Here is a 19,154-nt window from a genome sequence, read left to right on the forward strand (position 1 = left end):
CGCCCCACGACATCGCCCCGCGTTTCCCACGGGGCGGCCACACCGACGGAGAACCGATGCCACCGACCCGGACCATCCCGAGCGAACCGCCGGTACCGGCCGAGGCCGTCGCCCCGCTCATGCGCGGCATCACCGTGCTGCGCCGGCTGACCGACGCCGACGGGACCCTCAGCTCCAGTGATCTGGAACGCGCCACCGGACTGGCCCGCTCCACCGTCGACCGGGTCACCACGACCCTCGCCCGCATGGGCTACGTCCGCCTCGACGGCCGGGACGTCACACTCGCCCCGGGCCTGATGGAACTCGGGAACGCCTACCTGGCCTCCATCCGCCTCCCCGTCCTCTTCCGGGAACGGGCGGACGCCCTCGCCGACGAACTCGACGAGTCGGTCTCCCTCGCGGTCCCCGACGGCGACGGAATCCGCTTCATCCACCAGGCCACCCGGCGACGCGCGATGTCCCTGAGCTTCCGCATGGGCGACCTGCTGCCCGCCGAGCGCACCGCACCCGGAGCGCTGTTCGCCGCCGGCTGGGGCCCGGCGCAGTGGGCGGCCTGGCGGGAGCGGCGCGCGGCCGACCCGGACGGCGCCCGCTTCCCGTCCCTGCCGCCGCGCCCGTCACCGCCGGAGGACGACTTCACGGCGAGGGTGGCAGCAGCGCGTACCGATGGCCGGGCACTGGACGACCAACTGATCGAAGCGGGCCTCGTCGCACTCGCGGTTCCGGTCCGCGCCCCCGGCGGCGACGTCGTCTGCGCGCTCAGCGTCGTCAGCCACACCAGCCGTCACACCGCCGAGGGACTGGTCGACACGCTGCTGCCCCGGCTGCGCGCCGCCGCCGCGGCTATGGAGGACCGGCTGCGCACCGCACCGCCCGCCCGGCCCGTACCCGCCACCGGCGTACTCGCCTCCTGGACAGCCGCGTCCAAGCAGGAACTGGGCCGCGAGTTCATCGAGTCCCTCGCCCGCGGCCTGACCGTGCTCGCCGCCTTCGGCGACGGCGGCGAGACCCTGACGCTCAGCGCCGTCGCGCAGGCCACCGGCCTCCCCCGGGCCTCCGCCCGCCGTGCCCTGATCACCCTCGAACACCTCGGGTACGTGGCGGTCGACGGCCGGGAACACCGGCTGACCCCGCGCGTCCTCGGCCTCGGATACCCGCCGCTCTCGCGCACGACACTGTCCCGGATCGCCCAGCCCCACCTCGCGGCCCTGGCCGGCCGCACCAAGGAATCGGCGTCGCTCGCCGTCCTCGTGGACGACGCGGTGCAGTACGTGGCGCGCTCCGCATCCCACCGCATCATGAGCGTCAACATCACCGTGGGCACCCGATTCCCCGCCTACGCGACGTCGTTGGGCCGCGTCCTGCTGGCCGACCTGACCCCCGCCGAACTCGATGCCGCTCTCGCCCGTACCGAACTCCGCCCCCTGGCGCCGCGCACCCTGACCCACCGCACCGAACTCGAAGCCGTCCTGGACCGGGTGCGTACCCAGGGCTATGCCCTCGTGGACAAGGAACTGGAAGAGGGCCTTCGCTCGATCGCCGTGCCCGTCCGCGACCGCGCGGGCGCGGCGGTCGCCTCCATCAACGTCGCGATGCACAGCAGCAGCCGCACGATCGAGGAGTGCGAGGACCAGATACTTCCCCAACTCCGCGACACCGTCCGGAAGATCGAGGCCGAACTCCACACGGCGGAACGCTTCACTCGCGTCGCCGTCGCCTGAGTCCCGGCTGTCCGCCCGGCCGCACCGTCCCGCTGTGGCTGGACTCGCTGGGCGCGCTCGTCGCCTCGCGCGTGCGGGGCGGCGTGGCCGAAGCGGCGATCATGACCTGCTGGACCACGCTGATCGGCGACTACCGCACCGGGCGGGTCCGGGACCGCTGCCTCGTCCTGCGGACCATGTGCGCCGCGATCTCCGCCACCGCGTTCTTCGTCCTCGGCGTGACGGCGACGGCCGTGATCGGGCTCGCGACCGCCGTGGCGAGCGGGGCATGCTGCTGCCCACTCTGCTGACGCGGCTGGTGGCCTCGCGAACGCGGTCGGTCTGCTCGGCGTGGCCACGGCGGCGGTGGCGGCGGGCCAGTTCGCCGTACGTCGCCGCACGTCCGCCCGGACGGCGGAAGCGGCCACTTCGACGGCTGGGTGACGAGCCGGGCCCCCGAGCGACGCCGAGCGCGTCCTCATTGTCGGACCTGTCTGCGAGGGTCTGTGCAGGCGGCGGTGCGAGGGGCCCGCCCGGGGTGGTGCCGGAGGAGAAATGGTGACGGGTCGCAATGACGGCTGGGCAGGCGTGGGCTGGGAGGACTGGCGGGACTACGACGGCATCCGGCGGCGCCTGGATCAGGGTGCCGATCCCGAAGCCTGGAGCGGGGGTCGGCCGTTGCACCGGGCGGCGGCCTTCGGCTCACCGGCGGTCGTCTCGGAACTGGCGCGCCGCGTCGCGGACGTGGACGCTCTCGATTACGGGACGACCGCGCTGTGGGAAGCCGTTCTGTCCGACCGGCCGGACAACGCACGGGCTCTCGCCGCGGCCGGAGCCGATCCCTGGCGGCCTCTGATCGGCGGCTGGTCGCCGGGCCGGCTCAGCCTGGCCGGACCGACACCCGACCTGTTCACGGTGCCTGACCGGGAACGCGGGCTGACCGAGGCGGAACGCGCGGCGGCGCAGGAGGGCGGACGGCTCGTCGCGGCACTGGGCAGCTTCTCGTACGAGGGCACGGGCCTGGCGTGCGTGGCCGGGATCGACGCCGAAGAGGCGATCCGCCGCCTGGAGGCGACGCCGGCGGAGGGCGAGGAACTGGACGAACTGCTGGAGGATCCGTACGGGTACGACATGGATGAGAGCCTGCGGTTCATCGGCGTGACGACGGTCCCGGGCGGCTGCGTGGTCACCCAGCCGTGGGGCTACGCGCCGTCGATGCCGGGCGTGGTCACCCGGCTGTCGGTCGGAACCGTCTGCTACGGCCTGTACGCCAACCCCAAGAGCGGCAACCAGGGGAGCGTCGCCCGCGACGGGGTCATCGAAGGTTGGGACATCCATCCGGGCGGCTGGCCGGCCGCGGACAGCACGCCCGAGGAAGTTCTGGCCTCCTACCTGTATCGCCACAACGCGGTGGCTTACTCGTGCGCCTACGCGGGACTGCGTCCGAGCGACGCGCGCGCCGTCGTCGGCCCGCCCGACGCGTGGGCCGAACTCCCGCAGCATGACTACTGGAACTCCTGACACGGAGGGCGGGGCACGGGCGGCCCAGTGCGGCGCGCGTCGGGCAGCCGGTCATCGGCCGGCCGGTGGACTCCTGCGTACGTCAACGGACTCCTGCGTACGTCAACCGTGGGCGGACGTATCCGCGTCCTCCCGATACCGAACACCGCGTGTGTGAGAACCTCTTGAATGCGTGGCCTGGAGTGCGGCGGCGTCCGTGGGAATCTCCGGCCGGGCAGTGTCGGGTAGCGATATCGGATCGGGGCCTTTATGAGGGTTGAACTGCCGCCGGAACCAATGCACTTCGTCAACCGCGACGAGGAACGGGAGCGGGCTTTCCGCGCGGTGGCGCAGTGGCGGGGCCGTTCGCGGCCGTTGGTCCTGTCGCTGAGCGGCCCGGGAGGACTGGGAAAGACGGAGCTGGCCTTCCTGATCGCCCGGACGCTGCGCGACCGGTTCCCGGACGGCGTGTTCTCCGTCGACCTGGACGACTACCGCGTGGGCGGCGAGCTGGACCCCGGTGAAGTGCTGGCGCAACTCCTCGAATCGCTCGGGGTGGAGCCGGAATTGCTGGCGCGTCGGTTCAAGGCGCGCTGTCGGCAGTACTGGGAGAAGACCGCCGACGGGAAGCTCATCGTTGTCGTCGACAACGCGCGTTACGCCTCGGAGGTCGTCCCGTTGCTTCCGGCCTCGGGCGACAGTGTGGTGATCGTGGCGAGCCACGGTCCGCTGTACGACCTGGAGGACGGCGCCGCCGTCGACCTGGTGCTGCCGCCGCTGGAGGATCCGGCGGCGACGGAACTGCTGGAGTTGATCGTCCGGGACCACCGGCTGGCCGCTGATCCGGAGGCGGCACGGACGGTGGTGCGACTGTGCCATGGCCTGCCCGCGGCCCTGCACGTCGCGGGCCGCTGGGTGCGCGCGCACCGCCTGCGACCGCTCCCGCGCCTGATCGCGGAGCTTCGGGCCACGCTGGACGAGCAGGGTGTCTCCGGGGTGGAAGGCATCTGGGACACCGCGTACCGCGGCCTCTCCTCCGCGGCGGCCTCGCTCTACCGGTTGTTGCCCGACCATCCCGGCCCGACATTCACCGGCGAGTCCGCCACCGCGCTGTTGGGACGGGGGCCGGAGACCTGCCAGGACGCGCTGGAGGAGCTGGACCGGGCCGGGTTACTGGAATGGTCCGTGGGGCAGCGGGCAAAGGACGGCCGGATGCGGCTGCGGGGACCACTGCACGCCCATGCCCGGCGTCGGGCCCGCGAACACGAGGCGCAAGGGGAGTCGGCGGAGGCGTCGGCGCGACTGCTGCGCTGGTACGTCCGACAGGCCCAGCTGGCCGACAGATTCGCCGCCGGGCGGCGGCTGACCGTCACGCAGCTCTTCGCTCCTGTTCCCGGTGGACCGGACGTTGCCCTGGAGGATCCGGAGGCGGCCGAGGACCGCGAAGTGCGGGCCGGACGCGCCGAGCGCGCCGCGCGCTGGCTGAACGTGGAACGGCATGCGCTGTTCGCGTGCGTACGCCTGGCCCACGCGCGAGGAATGGACGCCGAGGCCGTGGCCCTGTGCGAGGCCGTGTGGACGTACGCGCTGGACCATCCCCACCGGTCCGACGTGTCCGAGGTGTTCCGGCTGGGAGTCTCCTCGGCGCTCCGCTCAGGCAACGTACCGTGGCTGGTGCGCATGCGATGCCAGCTCGCCCGTCCGCTGTGGGAGTCGGGAAAGCTGGCCGAAGCCGAACGCGAGCTCGACGGCGCGATGTCGGCCCTCGTCCTGCTGGGGCACGACGACCGGGACAGCAGGCTCCGCGCCTCGGCGATCGAGTTCCGCGGCATGCTCAACTCCGCACGCGGCGACTGGAATGCGGCGGCAGCCGACTTCGCCCGGTCCAGGGACGTGCACCTGGCGATCGACAATTCCTACGGAGTCATGCTCCAGACCTATCGGTTGGGGCAGGCGAGCGCGGAACTCGGTGATCCGGAGGCGGCGACCCGGCTGCTGTCCGAAGCACACGCCGCTGCCGTGGCGCAGGGGCGTGAGCGGATGAGCGCGCGCACCGGGTTTGCGCTCGGCGCTGTCCTGCGACAGCTCGGCCGTACGGCCGAGGCCCGTCCGCTGTACGAGCAGTCGCTGGCGGCCGCACGCCGACGGGGCTCCGGATTCGACCAGGCACGCATTCGCGACGCGTTCGCCGAACTGGCCCAGGCGGAAGGGCTGAGCGCGGAGGCCGGGGAACACCGGGCGGCCGCGGAGGCGATCCGGCGACGGAACGGCCTGGCCTAGGCTCCGACCAGCTCGTCGGAGAGAACGTCGTCAGAGTACTTGCTCCGCTTCGTCGTCCGTGGCCGGTCGGAGGAGAACGCGGAAGGCCCGGTCGCCGATGTAGCAGGTCGGACGAACCAGGTCACGCGGCATGCCACGGTGGGCGGACAGCCAGGCATGGACGGCGGACACCGCGGCGGCCGGGTCGGTACTGACGATTCGGCCGTCCTCGGACCGGGGCTCGACGCACACGGCGTAGGCACGTTCGTCGCCGCGCACCCTGAGCACGCACAGCCCCGATGCCGGTATCGCCACGGCGGAACGGCACCCCGGGTACGCGGACAGGGCGTGCCGTGTCCATCCGGCCGCGGTCCACGCCGCGTCCTGCGGGGCCGAAGTCCGGGGCAGCGGACGGCAGTACAGCAGACCGGCCGAGCGGGTGAGCTGTTCGCCGGCGGCGCCGTGTTCCACCGCCAGGTGGTGTCCGGGCGGGCCGATCCCGGCGGGGCGGCGGTCGATCCGGACCCCGTCCGCGGCGATCTCGGCGTGCACGTCGAATGCGGCGGGCGTACGCGTGGCGGCCGCGGGGGAGGGCAGCAGCCGGGGCGGGGCGCAGGCGGCCGGCGGGGCGAGGCCGAGGAGGGCGTACACCTCGGTCCGCAGCCGGCCCAACGCTTCGCCCCGGCCGGCGAACGCCGCCCGGGCGGCGGCGTGCCCGCTGCCCGGCCGGTACGCCTCCAACGCCTTCCCAACCGCGGTGGCGGGGCCCAACTCCGGTATGTGACGCAGGAGTACGTCCATCGGGCTGCCGGGGATCAGCTCGACGCCGCCCTGGTGGACGCTCACGACCGGACGGTCCAGGGCGGCGCAGTAGTACAACGCCGTCGAGCCGTGGTCGGTGATCAGTGCGTCGGCGGCGATCAGAACCGATGCCCACTCCTCGTACGGGGCCGCCAGCACCAGGCCCGCGTCGAGGGCCGGTGCCAGGCGTTCGGTCAACTCGTACCTGCCGAGCAGGCTGCGCTCGTTGGGGTGCACGATCAGCGCCAACTGGTATTCGTCGTAGGGGAGATGGGCCGCCAGCTCCGCGGGGAGTCCGGGCCGCCGCCGCAGCAGGCATTCCGGCCCCCATGTCGAGGCCAGGACGAGCAGTTTACGAGGGCCGGTGCCCAGGGCCGCCCGGTAGCGGTCGCGCAGGGGCAGCGAAGCGAGGACGCGTTCGAGGGTGGGGTCGCCGACGACCTTGGCCCGTTCGGCGGCCCGTGGGCTCACGGCGGCCAGTCGGGCAACCTGATCGGGGTGGGCGAGAGCGTGGAGCGCGGGCGGTGCGGCGTCGCGGGCCCGCAGCAGGTACTCCGGATCCAGCCCGGAGGCCGAATCTGCGGAACCCTCGCCCGGAATCGACTTGTTGAAGCCCGCTCCGTGCGGGAGCAGTACGCGGTTGCCGCGAAGCAGACTCAACTCGCCCTTCGGGCTCGCCGTGAGAATCAGGTCGTACGTGCGCCGGCAGGCTTCGTCCCAAGGAAGTGTCCGGCCGCCGACGGCGTCGATCACGGACAGCGCGTCAACTCCGAAGTCGGAGCCCGGAACCAAGGTGAAGAGTCGGGTGACGCGGTCGTCGCCGGCAAGGACCGGGAGAGCGTCGAGAAGGCGGTACAGGGCTACCGCGGACCGAGCCGCGAGAAGGACGGTCTTACGCCCGTCGCCCGTCGCCCGTCGCCCGTCGCCCGTCGCCCGTCGCCCGTCGCCCGTCGCCCGTCGCCCGTCGCCCGTCGCCCGTAAGTGTCCATTGTAGCGGGGCGAGGCCGGTCGGATCCGGCGTTTGTGCAGATCGGAGGGTGTTCATCCGCGTCGTCGAGCGACATGACCCGATCGTACCGCGCGTCATCCGCCACCACCGAAAGTGATCCCCAACGCATATCCGGTAAGTGCGGTGCGCGGAGCGGCGACGGCTCGGGAGGATGGCGGAATGAGTGAGTTGGGAATTGCGCTGATTGCCGCCGGTTCGGCGATCGCAGGCAGTATCGCCACCGGTTGGTACACCCGCAACGCCGGTATCCGGCAGGCCGACGCGGCACGCCGGGCCGGCGAGCGCCAAGCCGACGCGCTGATCGAAACGGTGCGGATGACGCTCCAGGAGCAGGCGACCGTGCGTGTGCTCGACCTCCGACGCCAGACCTATGTGCGCTTTCTCGAAGCCGCGGAAGCCGGCCTCCTGACCGAGCGGACCGGCAGAGGCCGCGGGGACGACGACGCCCTGCTGGAGCGCGCCCTGGGCGGGGTCGTCCTGGAGGGACCGGCCGAGGTCGCAGCCGCGGCACAGGATCTCGTCGACCGCCTGCGCCGCCATGAAACGCCGGACGACCTCGTGCGCGCGAAGCTCGCCTTCGTCTCCGCGGCGCAGCAGGTGGTGAACGTGGCGCCTCCGGCCCGATAGACGCCGTACAGGACCGCGTGGTCCCGTGCCGGGCGTACGTCGGTGGCGCGTGGATCACTCGCGTGTCAGAGTCGTACCAGAGGCCGCCTCCGGATGACGGGGAACGGTCTGGAGCGGAATCGACGAGATTCCCCTGGTCAGCCGCGCGCACGGAGCGTGCCGGGACTTCCGGGCCGGGACGTTCCGGCGCTCCCGGGCCGGGCTGTGCCGGCGTCGTGGGACGCGTCCCACGACGAGTTGGCCGAGCATCGTTGTCGACCAATTAGGTGACTGAGGCATCTAGTGGAGGAGATCGGTTAGGACTCCCTCCATCCCCTTTGCGAGGACTGTCATGGCAGACACCGAGACCATCTCCTTCCCGCAGAACCGCACCTGCCCCTATCAGCCGCCGACGGAGTACCGGCCACAGCAGGACGGCCGACGGCCGCTGTCTCCGGTGTCTTCCGCCAGGCTCTTCGACGGCCGTCGGGTCTGGCTGGTGACCGGGCATGCCGAGGCGCGTGCGCTGCTGGTCGACCGGCGGTTGTCGGCCGACCGGGAGAACCCCGCGTTCCCGGTGCTCGCCGAGCGGGTGGCCGGGACCGCCCAGCGGCGCGTCGAACTGATCGGCGTCGACGATCCCGAACACAACGCGCAGCGCAGGATGCTGATCCCCAGCTTCTCCGTGAAGCGGACCGCCGCACTGCGGCCCCGGATCCAGGAGACCGTGGACCGGCTGCTGGACGCCATGATCGAGCAGGGGCCGCCCACCGACCTGGTGAGCGCCTTCGCGCTGCCCGTTCCTTCCATGGTGATCTGCGCGCTTCTCGGTGTCCCGTACGTCGACCACGAATTCTTCGAGGCCCAGTCGCGCGCGTTGCTGCGCGGGCCCGGGGCCGCCGATGTCGAGAAGGCGCGGGACGCGCTCGACGAGTACTTCCGGGCGCTGATCGAGCGCAAGCGGACCGACCGGGGTGACGGGCTGCTCGACGAGCTCATCGCCCAGCAGCTCGACACCGGGGCCGTGAGCCGTGACGAACTGGTCCGGCTGGCCGAGATCCTGCTCGTCGCCGGCCACGAGACGACCGCGAACATGATCTCGCTGGGTACGTTCACCCTCCTTCAACACCCGGACCAGCTGGACCGGTTGCGTACGTCCGAGGAGCTGATGCCCACCGCTGTCGAGGAGTTGCTGCGCTTCCTGTCCATTGCCGACGGCATCTCACGGCTGGCGACGGAGGACATCGAGGTGGGTGGGGTGACCATACGGGCAGGCGACGGCGTGGTGTTGTCCACTTCGGTGATCAACCGGGACGAAGCCGTGTATCCGGCGCCGGACGAACTCGACCTCGGCCGGACGTCGCGCCACCATGTCGCCTTCGGCTTCGGGATCCACCAGTGCCTCGGCCAGAACCTCGCGCGGGCCGAGATGGAGATCGCGCTGCGTACCCTCTTCGACCGGCTGCCGGGGCTACGGCTGGCGGCACCCGCCGACGAGATCCCGTTCAAGCCCGGCGACACGGTCCAGGGCATGCTCGAACTGCCGGTGGCGTGGTGACCGGAACCCTCCCGGAAAGGATGGCAGTGGTGATGCGGATCAATATCGACAGGGATGTGTGCATCGGTGCCGGCCAGTGCGCGCTGACCGCGCCCAAGGTCTTCACCCAGGACGACGACGGATTCAGCGAACTGCTGCCCGGGCACGAGGCGGGCACCGACGACCCGATGGTGAAGGAAGCCGCTCGGGTCTGCCCGGTGCAGGCGATCACGGTGGCGTAGCCGCCCTCGCTCGTCGCGTACCCCGGCTCGCGTACCCGGGGCCTACTCGAACCGTGCGGGGTCGCCCGCTCCTCGGCGTACGATCTCCGGTTCGCCGCCGGAGAAGTCGATGACCGTGGTCGGCTGGGTGCCGCAGTCGCCCGAGTCGACCACGGCGTCCACCACGTGGTCGAGCCGTTCCTTGATCTCCCAGCCCTGGGTCAGCGGCTCGTCCTCGTCGGGCAGGAGCAAGGTGCTGGAGAGCAGCGGCTCACCGAGGTCGGCGAGCAGGGCCTGAACGACGACGTGGTCCGGAATCCGTACGCCTACCGTCTTCTTCTTCGGGTGCAGCAGCTGACGCGGCACCTCCTTCGTCGCCGGGAGGATGAAGGTGTAGCTGCCGGGCGTCGCGGCCTTGATCGCGCGGAACACATCGTTGTCGATGTGCACGAACTGACCCAGCTGCGCGAAGCTCTGGCACACCAGAGTGAAGTGGTGACGGTCGTCCAGATTCCGGATCGACCGGATCCGGCTGATGCCGTCGCGGCTGCCCAGTTGGCACCCCAGTGCGTAACAGGAGTCCGTCGGATACGCGACGAGCGCGCCGGAACGGATGCTGTCGGCCACGGTGCGGATGGTGCGCGCTTGAGGATTTTCGGGGTGCACGTCGAAATACTTCGCCATCCGCCGAGTCTAGGTGATCAGGACATCGCGCCCGGAACGACGAGGCCCATCCGGCCGGAGCTCACTCCTTGACCGCGCCCGCGTTGGCGCCGCTGACGAAGTAGCGACGGAAGCACAAGAACAGCGCGGCCACCGGAATGGTGGACAGCAGGGCCGCCGCGAGTTTGACGCTGATCGCCCCGCTCGGTGCCGCTCAGCACGAAACCGTCCACACTGTGCTGGCCGAGGAGTTCCTCGTACCCGTCGAGACCGGCGAGGCGCTGAAGGGCCTGGAGGTGAGGAGGGAGCACCCGGCACCCCGCTGACGCGAGCCGATGCGTCCGCTCCGCAGCACGTGGGGCGGGGCGAGGACGCCGGTGCCCCGCTCACCCCTTCGCGCGCGTGGACTCGCCTTCCCGGCGCAGCGCCTGACGGACCGACCAGAGGACGGACACGAGCGGTACGGCCACCACCGCTCCGAGCACCCCCGCCGCGATGGCGCCGCCGATCACCGAGAGCGCGACCACGACCGGGTGCAGGCGGACGGCCCAGCCCATCACGAGCGGGTGCAGCAGATGGCCCTCGATCTGGCCGATGACCACGATCAGTACGAGGACGACGGCCGCCACGATCGGGCCCTTCGCCGCCAGCGCCACCACGGCCGCGACCGCGAGGGCGATCGGTGAGCCGATCAACGGAATGAAGGCGGCGAAGAACTCCAGCAGGGCCAGGGGCAGGGCCAGCGGAACTCCTAGTGCGAACAGGGCCAGTCCTACGAGCACGGCGTTGGTCCCCGCCACCAGGATGATGCCGTGGGTGTACCCGGTGAACGTACGCCAGGCGGCCCGGCCCGCGATCGCCACCCGGGTCCGGGCCGCCTGCGGGAGCTGGTCGCAGAACCAGTCCCACTGCCGGTCGCCCGAGTGAATGAAGAAGACCGAGCAGAACAACGCCAGAACGAACACCGTCACGACCTCGACCAGCCGGCCCACACCGCTGACGGCCGTGCTGACGAGGGCGGAGCGATGGCTCGACAGGTACTGGCCGATCCGGGACTGGAGGTCGTCGAGCGTCCTCGGATTCAGCCGGAACGGCGGCCCCTCCAGCCAGTGTTCGATCCTGCCGAGTCCGTCGCTGAACTCCCGTTCCAATCCGGCGCGTTCTCCGGCGACCACCTCGCCGACGAGCGTCAGGACACCGAGGACGAGGACGATGCTGCCGAGCAGTGCCACGGTGACGGCGAGCGCCCGCGGCATCGGACGAGCCAGCAGATCCGCGATCGGGCGCAGCACCGCGGTCACGACCAGGCCGAGGAAGACGGCTGACGCCACCTCGTGGAACCGCCCCAGCGCCGAGAAGACCGCGTACACGACGGCTCCCACCACGAGGATCCGCCAGGCGTAGGCGGCGGCCGTCTGGAACGTGGCGTTCACACGTGGCGTGTACCGCGGGCCGGGCGACGCCTGTCGCGTGCCCGGACTCCGGGCCGCGGGACCGGTCAGGCCGCGCAGCGCCCGGCGTGACGCGGCGCGGATCCGGTGCTGTCGTCCTTCGGACGGTACGCCGGGGTCCGTGTTGTCGGGCTGCGGATGCGAGGGCCTGGGCATTCCCTGCTGGTACCAGGAGTGGCCGCGTCGTTCCGGGCTCCCAGGCCGACATGCGCAGGATGTCACCCCACGGGCGGAGTCACCGGGCACTCGTAGCTCCGGGACGTTCCCGGCCGGCAGCGGAGCAGGACGACGCTTTCCGCGCTGGCCGAGAAGGGGCAGCGCGGGTGAGAACCGGCCGCCGACCAGGACGCCGGTGCGGTCCGCTCGGCGTGGCGGCACCTCGCGTGACGGGGTGCCGCCTTGAGGGGCGGGCAGACGTCCCTGCTATGCGGCCCTGGGCAGCGGGAACAGTGCCAGGTCAGTGCCGCGCATCCCCCACGTGGACCTGCCGCTGCGGGTGAAGTTGAACATCGGGTTGTTGTACCACCCGCGCGGAACGTTGTCGTAGACCGTGGACGTGGACCCACCCACGGCGGTGGGCAGCTCGCTGATGTCATTGGTCCAGTGCACCCAGGAGAAGACGCGGCCGTCGACGCCGTTGAACTGGCCGTACCCGCCGAGGTCACCCTCCATCACGATCCCACGGGTGGTCAGGTCGTAGGCGAACCATGCGCCACGCGGCCGGCGGGCCATCGCGTACAGCAGGTTGCCGACCACGTGGACGCTCTCGTAGGACGCCCAGTCCGGCTTGATCTCCTCGCGCCACAGCAGTCGGCGGGTGACGATGTCGAGCGCGGCCACCTGCGCCGTCGGGCGCAGCGGGCCAGGGGTGACCTCGCCGTACGTGTCGCCGGCGAGGTACGCGGTGGTGCCCGACACCGCTACGTCCATGACGCTCTGTTCGGACGTCAGCGACGCGGGGCCGAAACGGACCGGATCCAGCGTCTTCTCCCCGGCGAACGCCGGTGCGGCGCGCCACACGTCGACACCGGTCGACAGCGCTGCTCCGACCAGTGCACTGCCTCCCAGGAGTGATCGGCGACTCAAGGGCATTGCGGTCTCCGTCCTTTGTGTGTCTGGATCCGGAAGAGGGTGAGAGGAGAGCAGGGGCCTGGTCAGGGCTTGTACACGTACACGTTGGTGCTGTCACCGAAGAAGATCTCGCCCGTCGGCGCGAGCGCGGACACCTTGGCATGGGCCGCCAGGACCGTGACCGCGAGCGTCGCCGGGTCCATACGGAACAGCTTGCCGCCCGCGTTCCCGTAGATCCGTCCGTCGTCGTGCCGGTGCAGCTTGCCCAGCCGTCCCCAGCTGTTGGTGTCCGGCAGACCGGTGTCGACCGCACGGACAACCTTGCGTGTCCTGAGGTCGAACTCGAACACGAAACCGGTGCTGGTCATGCCCCACAGGCGGTCCCCGTCGACGAGCAGCGAGTGGATGATCTCGTCGCCGGGAACCGGGACGGTCTCGAAGACTTTCTTCCCGGCGCGGGTGTCCCAGATGAACAGCACCGCCTCGGTGGCCTTCGGCGTCGTGCTGAGCCCGCCGTGCACGGACGTCCCCCCGAACACCAGCGGCCCCCGCACCGCCAGGGCCGTGACACTCTGGTCCTGGACGATGTTGCGGTGCACCTCGACGTTCCCCTCGAGGTCGGCCAGGATCAGGGCGCCGCCGAGCGTGCCGTAGTTGGGCACACTGCCGAACGCCAGCTTGCCCTGCACGCTCACCACGTCGAACATCCGGTCCTGCTCGTACTCGCTGAACCGGCCGATGCTGAACAGGTGCGCGGGCCGGGTACCCCAGTCCCATGGATCGGTCTCTCCCACATAGGCCACGGCGTTGGGGTAGCTCGTGACCACGATCCTGCCCTGGTGCGTCACGATGTGGTCCGCCTGTTCCGGCCCGGCGAGCTCCTCGATCTCGTACGTGGAGGTCGACACCCGTGCCATCACGCCCGAACTGAGGTACGCGCCGGTGTACACCTTGCCGTCCGGCCCGACGCCCATGCTGTGGAGGGTCGCGGGCGACCCCAGCGGCACGCCGCGCACCGTGGTGCCGGTACGGGCATCCAGGTCGTAGCGCCAGATCACTCCCGTGTTGGCCACCCCGACCACTTCACGGCGCGGAGTGCCGCCCTTTCCCGTCTCGACCACGTCCACCGAGCGCGTGCCCGAAACCCGGTCGCCGATGCTGCTGCCGGCCATCCCGGTCGGGGACGAGCCGCGGGTCGCGGTGTCGTAGGCGTACAGCTCGCCGTCGCTGACGTAGTAGAAACGTCCGGCGGAGTCCCGGGCGCTGACGACCCCGCTGGCCCCCAACGGTTGGTGGAGCACGTCCGGTTGCAGCCACCGGCGTTCGGCGATGTCCCACACGAGGGTGTTGGTGCCGCCGAGCGGCGGGTTGACCGTCACCAGGGCGATGTCCCCCCGGGTGCGCACCCCGGAGATGTAGGTCGCTCCCAAGGCGAACTCCCCGGGCAGCGGTATCTCGGTCCTCGCACCCGTGGCCGGGTCCAGTTCGATCAGATGCGCCGTCCCGATGCCGGTGCCCACCCAGAGCTTCCCGCCGACGAGGTCGAAGCCCCACGCGTAGGCGCCGTCCGTCACCACGGAGCCGTAGTCCCGGACGGCCTTCGTCGACGGGTCGTAGGAGTACACCTTCGCATGGGGGTAGGTGCATCCGTACAGGACCCCGGATTCCGGCTCGACGACGAGGGTCCTCAGCATGGTCTCGCCGACGACGCCCGTGGCGACGGTCTCCACCGTGCCCGACGCCGGCAGGTACCGCAGCAGCCGCCCGGCGGACGGGGCTCGGACGCTGAAGTACACCGTCCCGTCAGGGTGCTGGACCATGGAGGACCCGACGGTGTCCGGCCCGCAAGGGAAGCCGTCGACCCGCTCGCCGGTGTCGAGCCGCAGGACGTTGAAACTGACCGGGTTGCCGTCGCTGAGCGCGAAGAGCACCGGTGCGCCGTCCGGCAGCCGGCCGGTTCTGGCAAGTCTGACGTTGATGGTGCGCATGGCCACGCCGAGGTCGACGATCTCGCCCTCGGCGGTGCCGGCGGCCGCGGTCCGCGCCCCGGGGCCCAGGATCCCGAACGCGGTCGCCATGGAGCAGGCGCCGATGCCTCCCAGGAGGGTGCGCCGGGACAGCGGTGTCTTCTTGCTGTGCTCGTTCACAGGTACCTGCCTGGATCGGGTGCGGGTCGGTGTGCTTCTGTCGGGCTGTGCCTCCGTCGGGCCCCGCGGAACCGTGTCCGCGGGGCAGGCCGTCCGTTCACCGCGGCCGCACCGGAGCCCCGGTGCGGGCCGACAGGTAGGCCGCTTCGATGAAGGCGACCGCCGCACGGGCCTGGGCGGACGTGACCAGCGGCGTGCCCCCGGTCTGCACCGCGGTGACGAAGTCGTCGAGCTGGGCCAGCGGCTGGTCGACCGGTGGCCCGTCGAAGACCGGTGAGGAACCACCCAGCGAGTGGAAACGCGTGAGCTTCTCGTCCTCGACCACCACGGAACCGCCGTCCCCGAGCACCGCGTACCGGATCGGGAGGCCGTCGTAGGCGGCGGTCGTGGCCAGGAAGGTCAGCAGGGCGCCGCTTTGCATCCGGGCGGTGATTGTGATGGTGTCCTCGACCTCGACGCGCTCGTGGGCGAGCAGCCCTGTGTGGGCGTACACCTCGTCCGCCTCGCCGAGTAACCACAGGGCCAGGTCCACCAGGTGGACGCCCTGGTTCATCAGCGCGCCGCCGCCGTCGAGCGCCCATGTGCCGCGCCAGGAACCGGAGTCGTAGTACTCCTGGGAGCGCCACAGAGCCACCTCGACCGTGGCGGAGGTGACCCGTCCCAGGAGCCCGTCGCGCATCGCGCGGGCAACGAACTGGTTCTCGGCGGCGAACCGGCGCTGGCTCGCCACGCTGAGAACCTTCCCGGAACGCTTCTCGGCATCGATGATCTTGTCCGCGGCCTCGACCGTGATCTCGATGGGCTTCTCGAGCAGTACGTGCTTGCCGGCGTCCAGCGAGGCCACCGTCACTTGGGCGTGCAGACCGCTCGGCACGGCGACTATCACCGCGTCGACATCGTCCCGGGCGAGAACGCTGTCCACCGAGTCGGCGGCGGCGTCCCACCGTGCGGCCTCGGCGCGGGCGGTGTCGGCGTCCGAGTCCGCCACGGCCACCAGGACGGCGTCGGACGCCCCACTCGACAGGCGCTGCGCATGGGCCTTGCCGATGACACCGGCGCCGATGACGGCGATGCGGAGCGGACCTGAGGACAGGGGCATGGTCAGTCCTTTCCTTGGGCGGCGGCCAGGGCGTCGGTGACGGACCCCAGTACCACGATCGGGGAGAGCACGGAGGAACGGTCCTTCTGCGGCTCGTTGCGGTCGCAGGCCTCGACGAAGCGGGCGAGCGGTGGTGCGGCGTAGTCCGCAGGGAGCGTGAGCGCTGCGGCCCGGACACCTCCGGTGCCGGTCACGGTGGCGTGGAAGGACGTCTGCTCCCCGTCGGCGGGTGTGACGAACGTGAAGGTGAGGGAGACGTCCCCGATCCGGGTCAGGGCGACGACCGTGTCCCCGTGCCGCGTTGCGGTAGTGGTCAAAGAGCCCGGTTCGACGACCGGGTCCCCGAGCAACTGCAGTGCTGCCTCGACCTGATGGATGCCGTAGAAGAACAAGCCCGCGTACTCGCTGTCCGGGTCCGCCGGGCCCGTCATGGCGACCTGGCGGAGCGCACCGCAGTGCCCCGCCTCGTCGGTGAGGGACGAGATCCCGGGCACGAACCGCAGCGCGGAGCCGGAAACGACCGTGGCACGGGAGCGTTCGGCGGCGGCGATGAGAGCCTGCGCGTCGGCGACCGATCCCGCGAACGGCTTGTCCACGAACACCGGCAGCCCGGCCTCCAGCAGCGGCTCCGCCTGCTCGCGGTGGGTCCTGCCGTCGCGGCTGCTGACGATCACCGCGTCCACGTGTCCGACCAGGTCGGCCGGGTCCTCGACCACCAGATCGATGCTGCCGGTCCGGCACAGTGCCTTGTTGCGTTCCGTCCGCCCGCCGACGAGAGCGACGGCCCGGTTCTCCGGGTGCCGCTCCTCGAGGTTGAGGAATCGGACGAACTGGTCGACGTGCGAGTTCTCCGTGCCGATGATGCCGATGCGCCTCATGGACATGAAGCGGCCCTCCGAAGGGTCGGGTACGGATGGTCGTCGGTCTCGTGCAGGACAGGTTTTCTGCAGTACAGGGGCGGGCGGTCTTCCCCGGGGGCGGCGCCGGGGAATCCTCAGGACAGCCAGCGGTCGATGTGCTCGGCCACGAACGCGTCGTCCCGCAGCTGCGGGTACGCCCGCCAGATCCTGTCGATCTCGTCGAGCTGACCGGGGGAGAGGACCTCCTTCTCCTCCAGGCACCAAAGCCCCTCCAACAGCCCCTGCCTGCGGAGCACTTCGTGGATGCCGGGCACGCACCCCAGGAAGCCGCTCGCGACGTCGAAGATCGCCCCGTTGGCGTCCGTGAGCGCGGAGTCGACGGCCAGGAGCTCGCGCATCGCCGTGTGGTCCCCGGCCCTGGCCCGGCGCGCGTCCTTGAGCAGCCGGACCGCCGAGTGCGTCCACACCGACCACTGGCCCAGCAGGCCGCCGACGAACTCCAGGGCATCACCGCCGTCGACCGGGTGGGTGGACAGCAGGTCGCCGACGATGTGGTCGTCGTTTCCCGTGTAGAGCGCGACGTCCGCGCGACGGCCGGAGGCGGCGACCCCCAGGACGACGTCGAGCGACGCGTACCGGTCGAAGGGCGCGACCTTGATGCCGAGCAGGGACGGCAGGTCGGCCAGGCGGGTCCAGAACCCGCGGGAAAGGGAGCGGCCGCCCACCGCCGGCTGCAGGTAGAACCCGATCACCGGCAGGACGGCCCCGACGGCGGCCGCGCGCTCGACCAGCTCGTCCTCGCTGAGCGCGCCCGCCCCGTACGTCGCCAGCAGCACGGCGTGGTAGCCGAGGCCGGCGGCCAGCTCCGCCTCCTCCACCGCCTGCCCGGTGTCGCCGCACGCGCCGGCCACGAGGACGGTGCCGGGGTCCCCGTGCTCGGCGGCGGTCGTGGCGGCCAGTTCCAGCACTGGACGCAGCAGGCCCCGGTGGGGTTCGTGGATCGCGAACTGGGTGGTGTGGACCGCGACGGCGATCCCGCCGGCGCCCGCATCGAGGTAGTACCGCGTCAGTGCCCGCTGGCGGCGCTCGTCCAGCCTCAGGCGGGAGTCCAGCGCCAACGGGTGGGCGGGGATCGCCGTTCCGTCGCGGAACCTGTTCAATGGGGCCGGGCTCTGCCGGGGTGCCGGCGCCATCAGAATTTTCCGTCCCTGCTCTGGAAGTGGGTCGGCTTGTCCAGGAGCGGCCCGCCGGACCGGATCCACTCGGCCGTGCAGGTGAGCAGCTCGTCGAGGCTCAACTGCGGGTAGCCGAACAGGCGGTGGCAGCGGGACGCGTCCGACAGCAGAGCCGTTCCGGCCTCCGTCGAAATGAACGTGACCTCGACGCCCAGGAGTTCGGCGAGCCGCGTAGCCGCCTTGCGGATGGAGAGGGTCTCCGGCCCTGTGAGGTTCACGATGAAGGGCGGCACGTCCGCGTGGAGCAGGGCGCGCAGCGCCACCTCGTTGGCGTAGCCCTGCCACACGACGTTGGCGAAGCCGGTGGTCAGGTCGACGGGCTCCTTCGCGGCGATCTGCCGGGCCAGGTCGACCAGGACCCCGTAACGCATCTCCACCGCGTAGTTGAGGCGGATCAGTGCCGTCGGGGTGTCGCTCCGGTGGGCGAAGTGCGTGAGCACCCGCTCCCGGCCGAGACACGACATGGCGTACTCGCCCACGGGTCCCACCGGGTCCTGCTCGGTGCAGCCGCCGGAGCCGGCCGGTACCAGCGGGTAGACGTTCCCGGTGGAGAGCGCGGAGATCCTCGCGCCGGCGTAGCGATCGGCCACCCGTCCCGACAGGTAGGCGTTGGTGGCCCAGGTGGCGTGCTCGTTGCCGTCGGTGCCGAACTTGGCTCCGACGAGGTACACCACGTTGGCCGCGTCCGGCAGGGCGGACAGGGCGGCCTCGTCGGTGAGGTCGGCGGACACCACCTCGGCCCCCGCGTCACGCAGCTCCTCGGCGGACCCCGGCCTGCTGAACCGGGACACGGCGATGACACGGGCGCCCGTACCCGCCGCGGCCACGCCTCTGACGGCCAGGCGTACGAGGCTGGGGCCGAGCTTCCCGGCCGCGCCGAGGACAACGATGTCGCCGTCGAGTCGGCCCAGGTCCTTGACGAGTGCCTCGCCGGGGCGGGAGAGACGTTCCTCCAGGTCGGCTGGATCTTGCACGGGTGCTCCTGTTCGTGGTTC

16 protein-coding genes and 1 pseudogene are annotated in these 19,154 nt (G+C 71.2%); 8 read left to right on the forward strand and 9 right to left on the reverse strand.

Going from position 1 to position 19,154, the window contains the following annotated elements; translation table 11 throughout:
- The first annotated feature begins 56 nt into the window (after positions 1-56).
- The 4 genes and pseudogenes from OH735_RS35260 (at position 57) to OH735_RS35275 (ending at position 5,480) form a co-directional block, all read left to right on the forward strand.
- Positions 57-1,721, forward strand: a complete 1,665-nt coding sequence (locus OH735_RS35260; protein WP_406385701.1) for an IclR family transcriptional regulator C-terminal domain-containing protein — start codon at positions 57-59, stop codon at positions 1,719-1,721.
- A gap of 23 nt (positions 1,722-1,744) precedes the next feature.
- Positions 1,745-1,948: pseudogene (locus OH735_RS35265) on the forward strand (MFS transporter); the annotation flags it as partial.
- Between the two features lie 307 nt (positions 1,949-2,255).
- Positions 2,256-3,221 carry an ankyrin repeat domain-containing protein gene (locus OH735_RS35270; RefSeq protein WP_406385703.1) on the forward strand — a complete coding sequence of 322 codons (966 nt, stop codon included), beginning with the start codon at positions 2,256-2,258 and terminating at the stop codon, positions 3,219-3,221.
- A gap of 276 nt (positions 3,222-3,497) precedes the next feature.
- Positions 3,498-5,480: a tetratricopeptide repeat protein gene (locus tag OH735_RS35275; protein WP_406385704.1), complete on the forward strand. Its 1,983-nt coding sequence runs from the start codon at positions 3,498-3,500 to the stop codon at positions 5,478-5,480.
- Between the two features lie 30 nt (positions 5,481-5,510).
- On the opposite strand, the gene OH735_RS35280 is transcribed toward OH735_RS35275, so the two are convergent.
- Complete coding sequence (locus OH735_RS35280) at positions 5,511-7,118, reverse strand: translation initiation factor 2 (protein WP_406386875.1); 1,608 nt, start codon at positions 7,116-7,118, stop codon at positions 5,511-5,513.
- A 310-nt stretch (positions 7,119-7,428) separates the two neighbouring features.
- Between OH735_RS35280 and OH735_RS35285 the strand changes: the two genes are divergently transcribed.
- The 3 genes from OH735_RS35285 (at position 7,429) to OH735_RS35295 (ending at position 9,654) form a co-directional block, all read left to right on the forward strand.
- Positions 7,429-7,896, forward strand: coding sequence for a hypothetical protein (locus OH735_RS35285; RefSeq protein WP_406385705.1), 468 nt, complete (start codon positions 7,429-7,431; stop codon positions 7,894-7,896).
- A gap of 331 nt (positions 7,897-8,227) precedes the next feature.
- Positions 8,228-9,433: a cytochrome P450 gene (locus OH735_RS35290; RefSeq protein ID WP_406385707.1), complete on the forward strand. Its 1,206-nt coding sequence runs from the start codon at positions 8,228-8,230 to the stop codon at positions 9,431-9,433.
- Between the two features lie 32 nt (positions 9,434-9,465).
- Positions 9,466-9,654: a ferredoxin gene (locus OH735_RS35295; protein ID WP_406385709.1), complete on the forward strand. Its 189-nt coding sequence runs from the start codon at positions 9,466-9,468 to the stop codon at positions 9,652-9,654.
- A gap of 42 nt (positions 9,655-9,696) precedes the next feature.
- On the opposite strand, the gene OH735_RS35300 is transcribed toward OH735_RS35295, so the two are convergent.
- Positions 9,697-10,317, reverse strand: coding sequence for an L-threonylcarbamoyladenylate synthase (locus tag OH735_RS35300; RefSeq protein WP_406385710.1), 621 nt, complete (start codon positions 10,315-10,317; stop codon positions 9,697-9,699).
- A 137-nt stretch (positions 10,318-10,454) separates the two neighbouring features.
- Between OH735_RS35300 and OH735_RS35305 the strand changes: the two genes are divergently transcribed.
- On the forward strand, positions 10,455-10,622 hold the full coding sequence (locus OH735_RS35305; protein WP_406385711.1) for a hypothetical protein: 168 nt from the start codon (positions 10,455-10,457) through the stop codon (positions 10,620-10,622).
- Positions 10,623-10,682: 60 nt separating this feature from the next.
- Here the strand turns inward: OH735_RS35305 and OH735_RS35310 are convergent, their stop codons facing one another.
- The 7 genes from OH735_RS35310 to OH735_RS35340 form a co-directional block, all read right to left on the reverse strand.
- Positions 10,683-11,729, reverse strand: coding sequence for an AI-2E family transporter (locus OH735_RS35310; RefSeq protein ID WP_406385713.1), 1,047 nt, complete (start codon positions 11,727-11,729; stop codon positions 10,683-10,685).
- Between the two features lie 441 nt (positions 11,730-12,170).
- A complete protein-coding gene (locus tag OH735_RS35315; RefSeq protein ID WP_406385714.1) occupies positions 12,171-12,839 on the reverse strand; it encodes a hypothetical protein in 669 nt (222 codons plus the stop codon).
- Between the two features lie 62 nt (positions 12,840-12,901).
- On the reverse strand, positions 12,902-14,965 hold the full coding sequence (locus OH735_RS35320; RefSeq protein WP_406385715.1) for a hypothetical protein: 2,064 nt from the start codon (positions 14,963-14,965) through the stop codon (positions 12,902-12,904).
- A 97-nt stretch (positions 14,966-15,062) separates the two neighbouring features.
- Complete coding sequence (locus OH735_RS35325; protein WP_406385717.1) at positions 15,063-16,064, reverse strand: Gfo/Idh/MocA family protein; 1,002 nt, start codon at positions 16,062-16,064, stop codon at positions 15,063-15,065.
- Between the two features lie 2 nt (positions 16,065-16,066).
- A complete protein-coding gene (locus tag OH735_RS35330; RefSeq protein WP_406385718.1) occupies positions 16,067-16,948 on the reverse strand; it encodes a Gfo/Idh/MocA family protein in 882 nt (293 codons plus the stop codon).
- 110 nt (positions 16,949-17,058) lie between these two features.
- Positions 17,059-18,117, reverse strand: a complete 1,059-nt coding sequence (locus OH735_RS35335) for a dihydrodipicolinate synthase family protein (RefSeq protein ID WP_406385719.1) — start codon at positions 18,115-18,117, stop codon at positions 17,059-17,061.
- Positions 18,117-19,133: an NAD-dependent epimerase/dehydratase family protein gene (locus OH735_RS35340; protein WP_406385721.1), complete on the reverse strand. Its 1,017-nt coding sequence runs from the start codon at positions 19,131-19,133 to the stop codon at positions 18,117-18,119. The genes OH735_RS35335 and OH735_RS35340 overlap by 1 nt, the downstream gene beginning before the upstream one ends.
- Positions 19,134-19,154 lie beyond the last annotated feature (21 nt).

The sequence above is a fragment of the Streptomyces sp. NBC_01618 genome, from assembly GCF_045209435.1.
Lineage (GTDB): Bacteria > Actinomycetota > Actinomycetes > Streptomycetales > Streptomycetaceae > Streptomyces.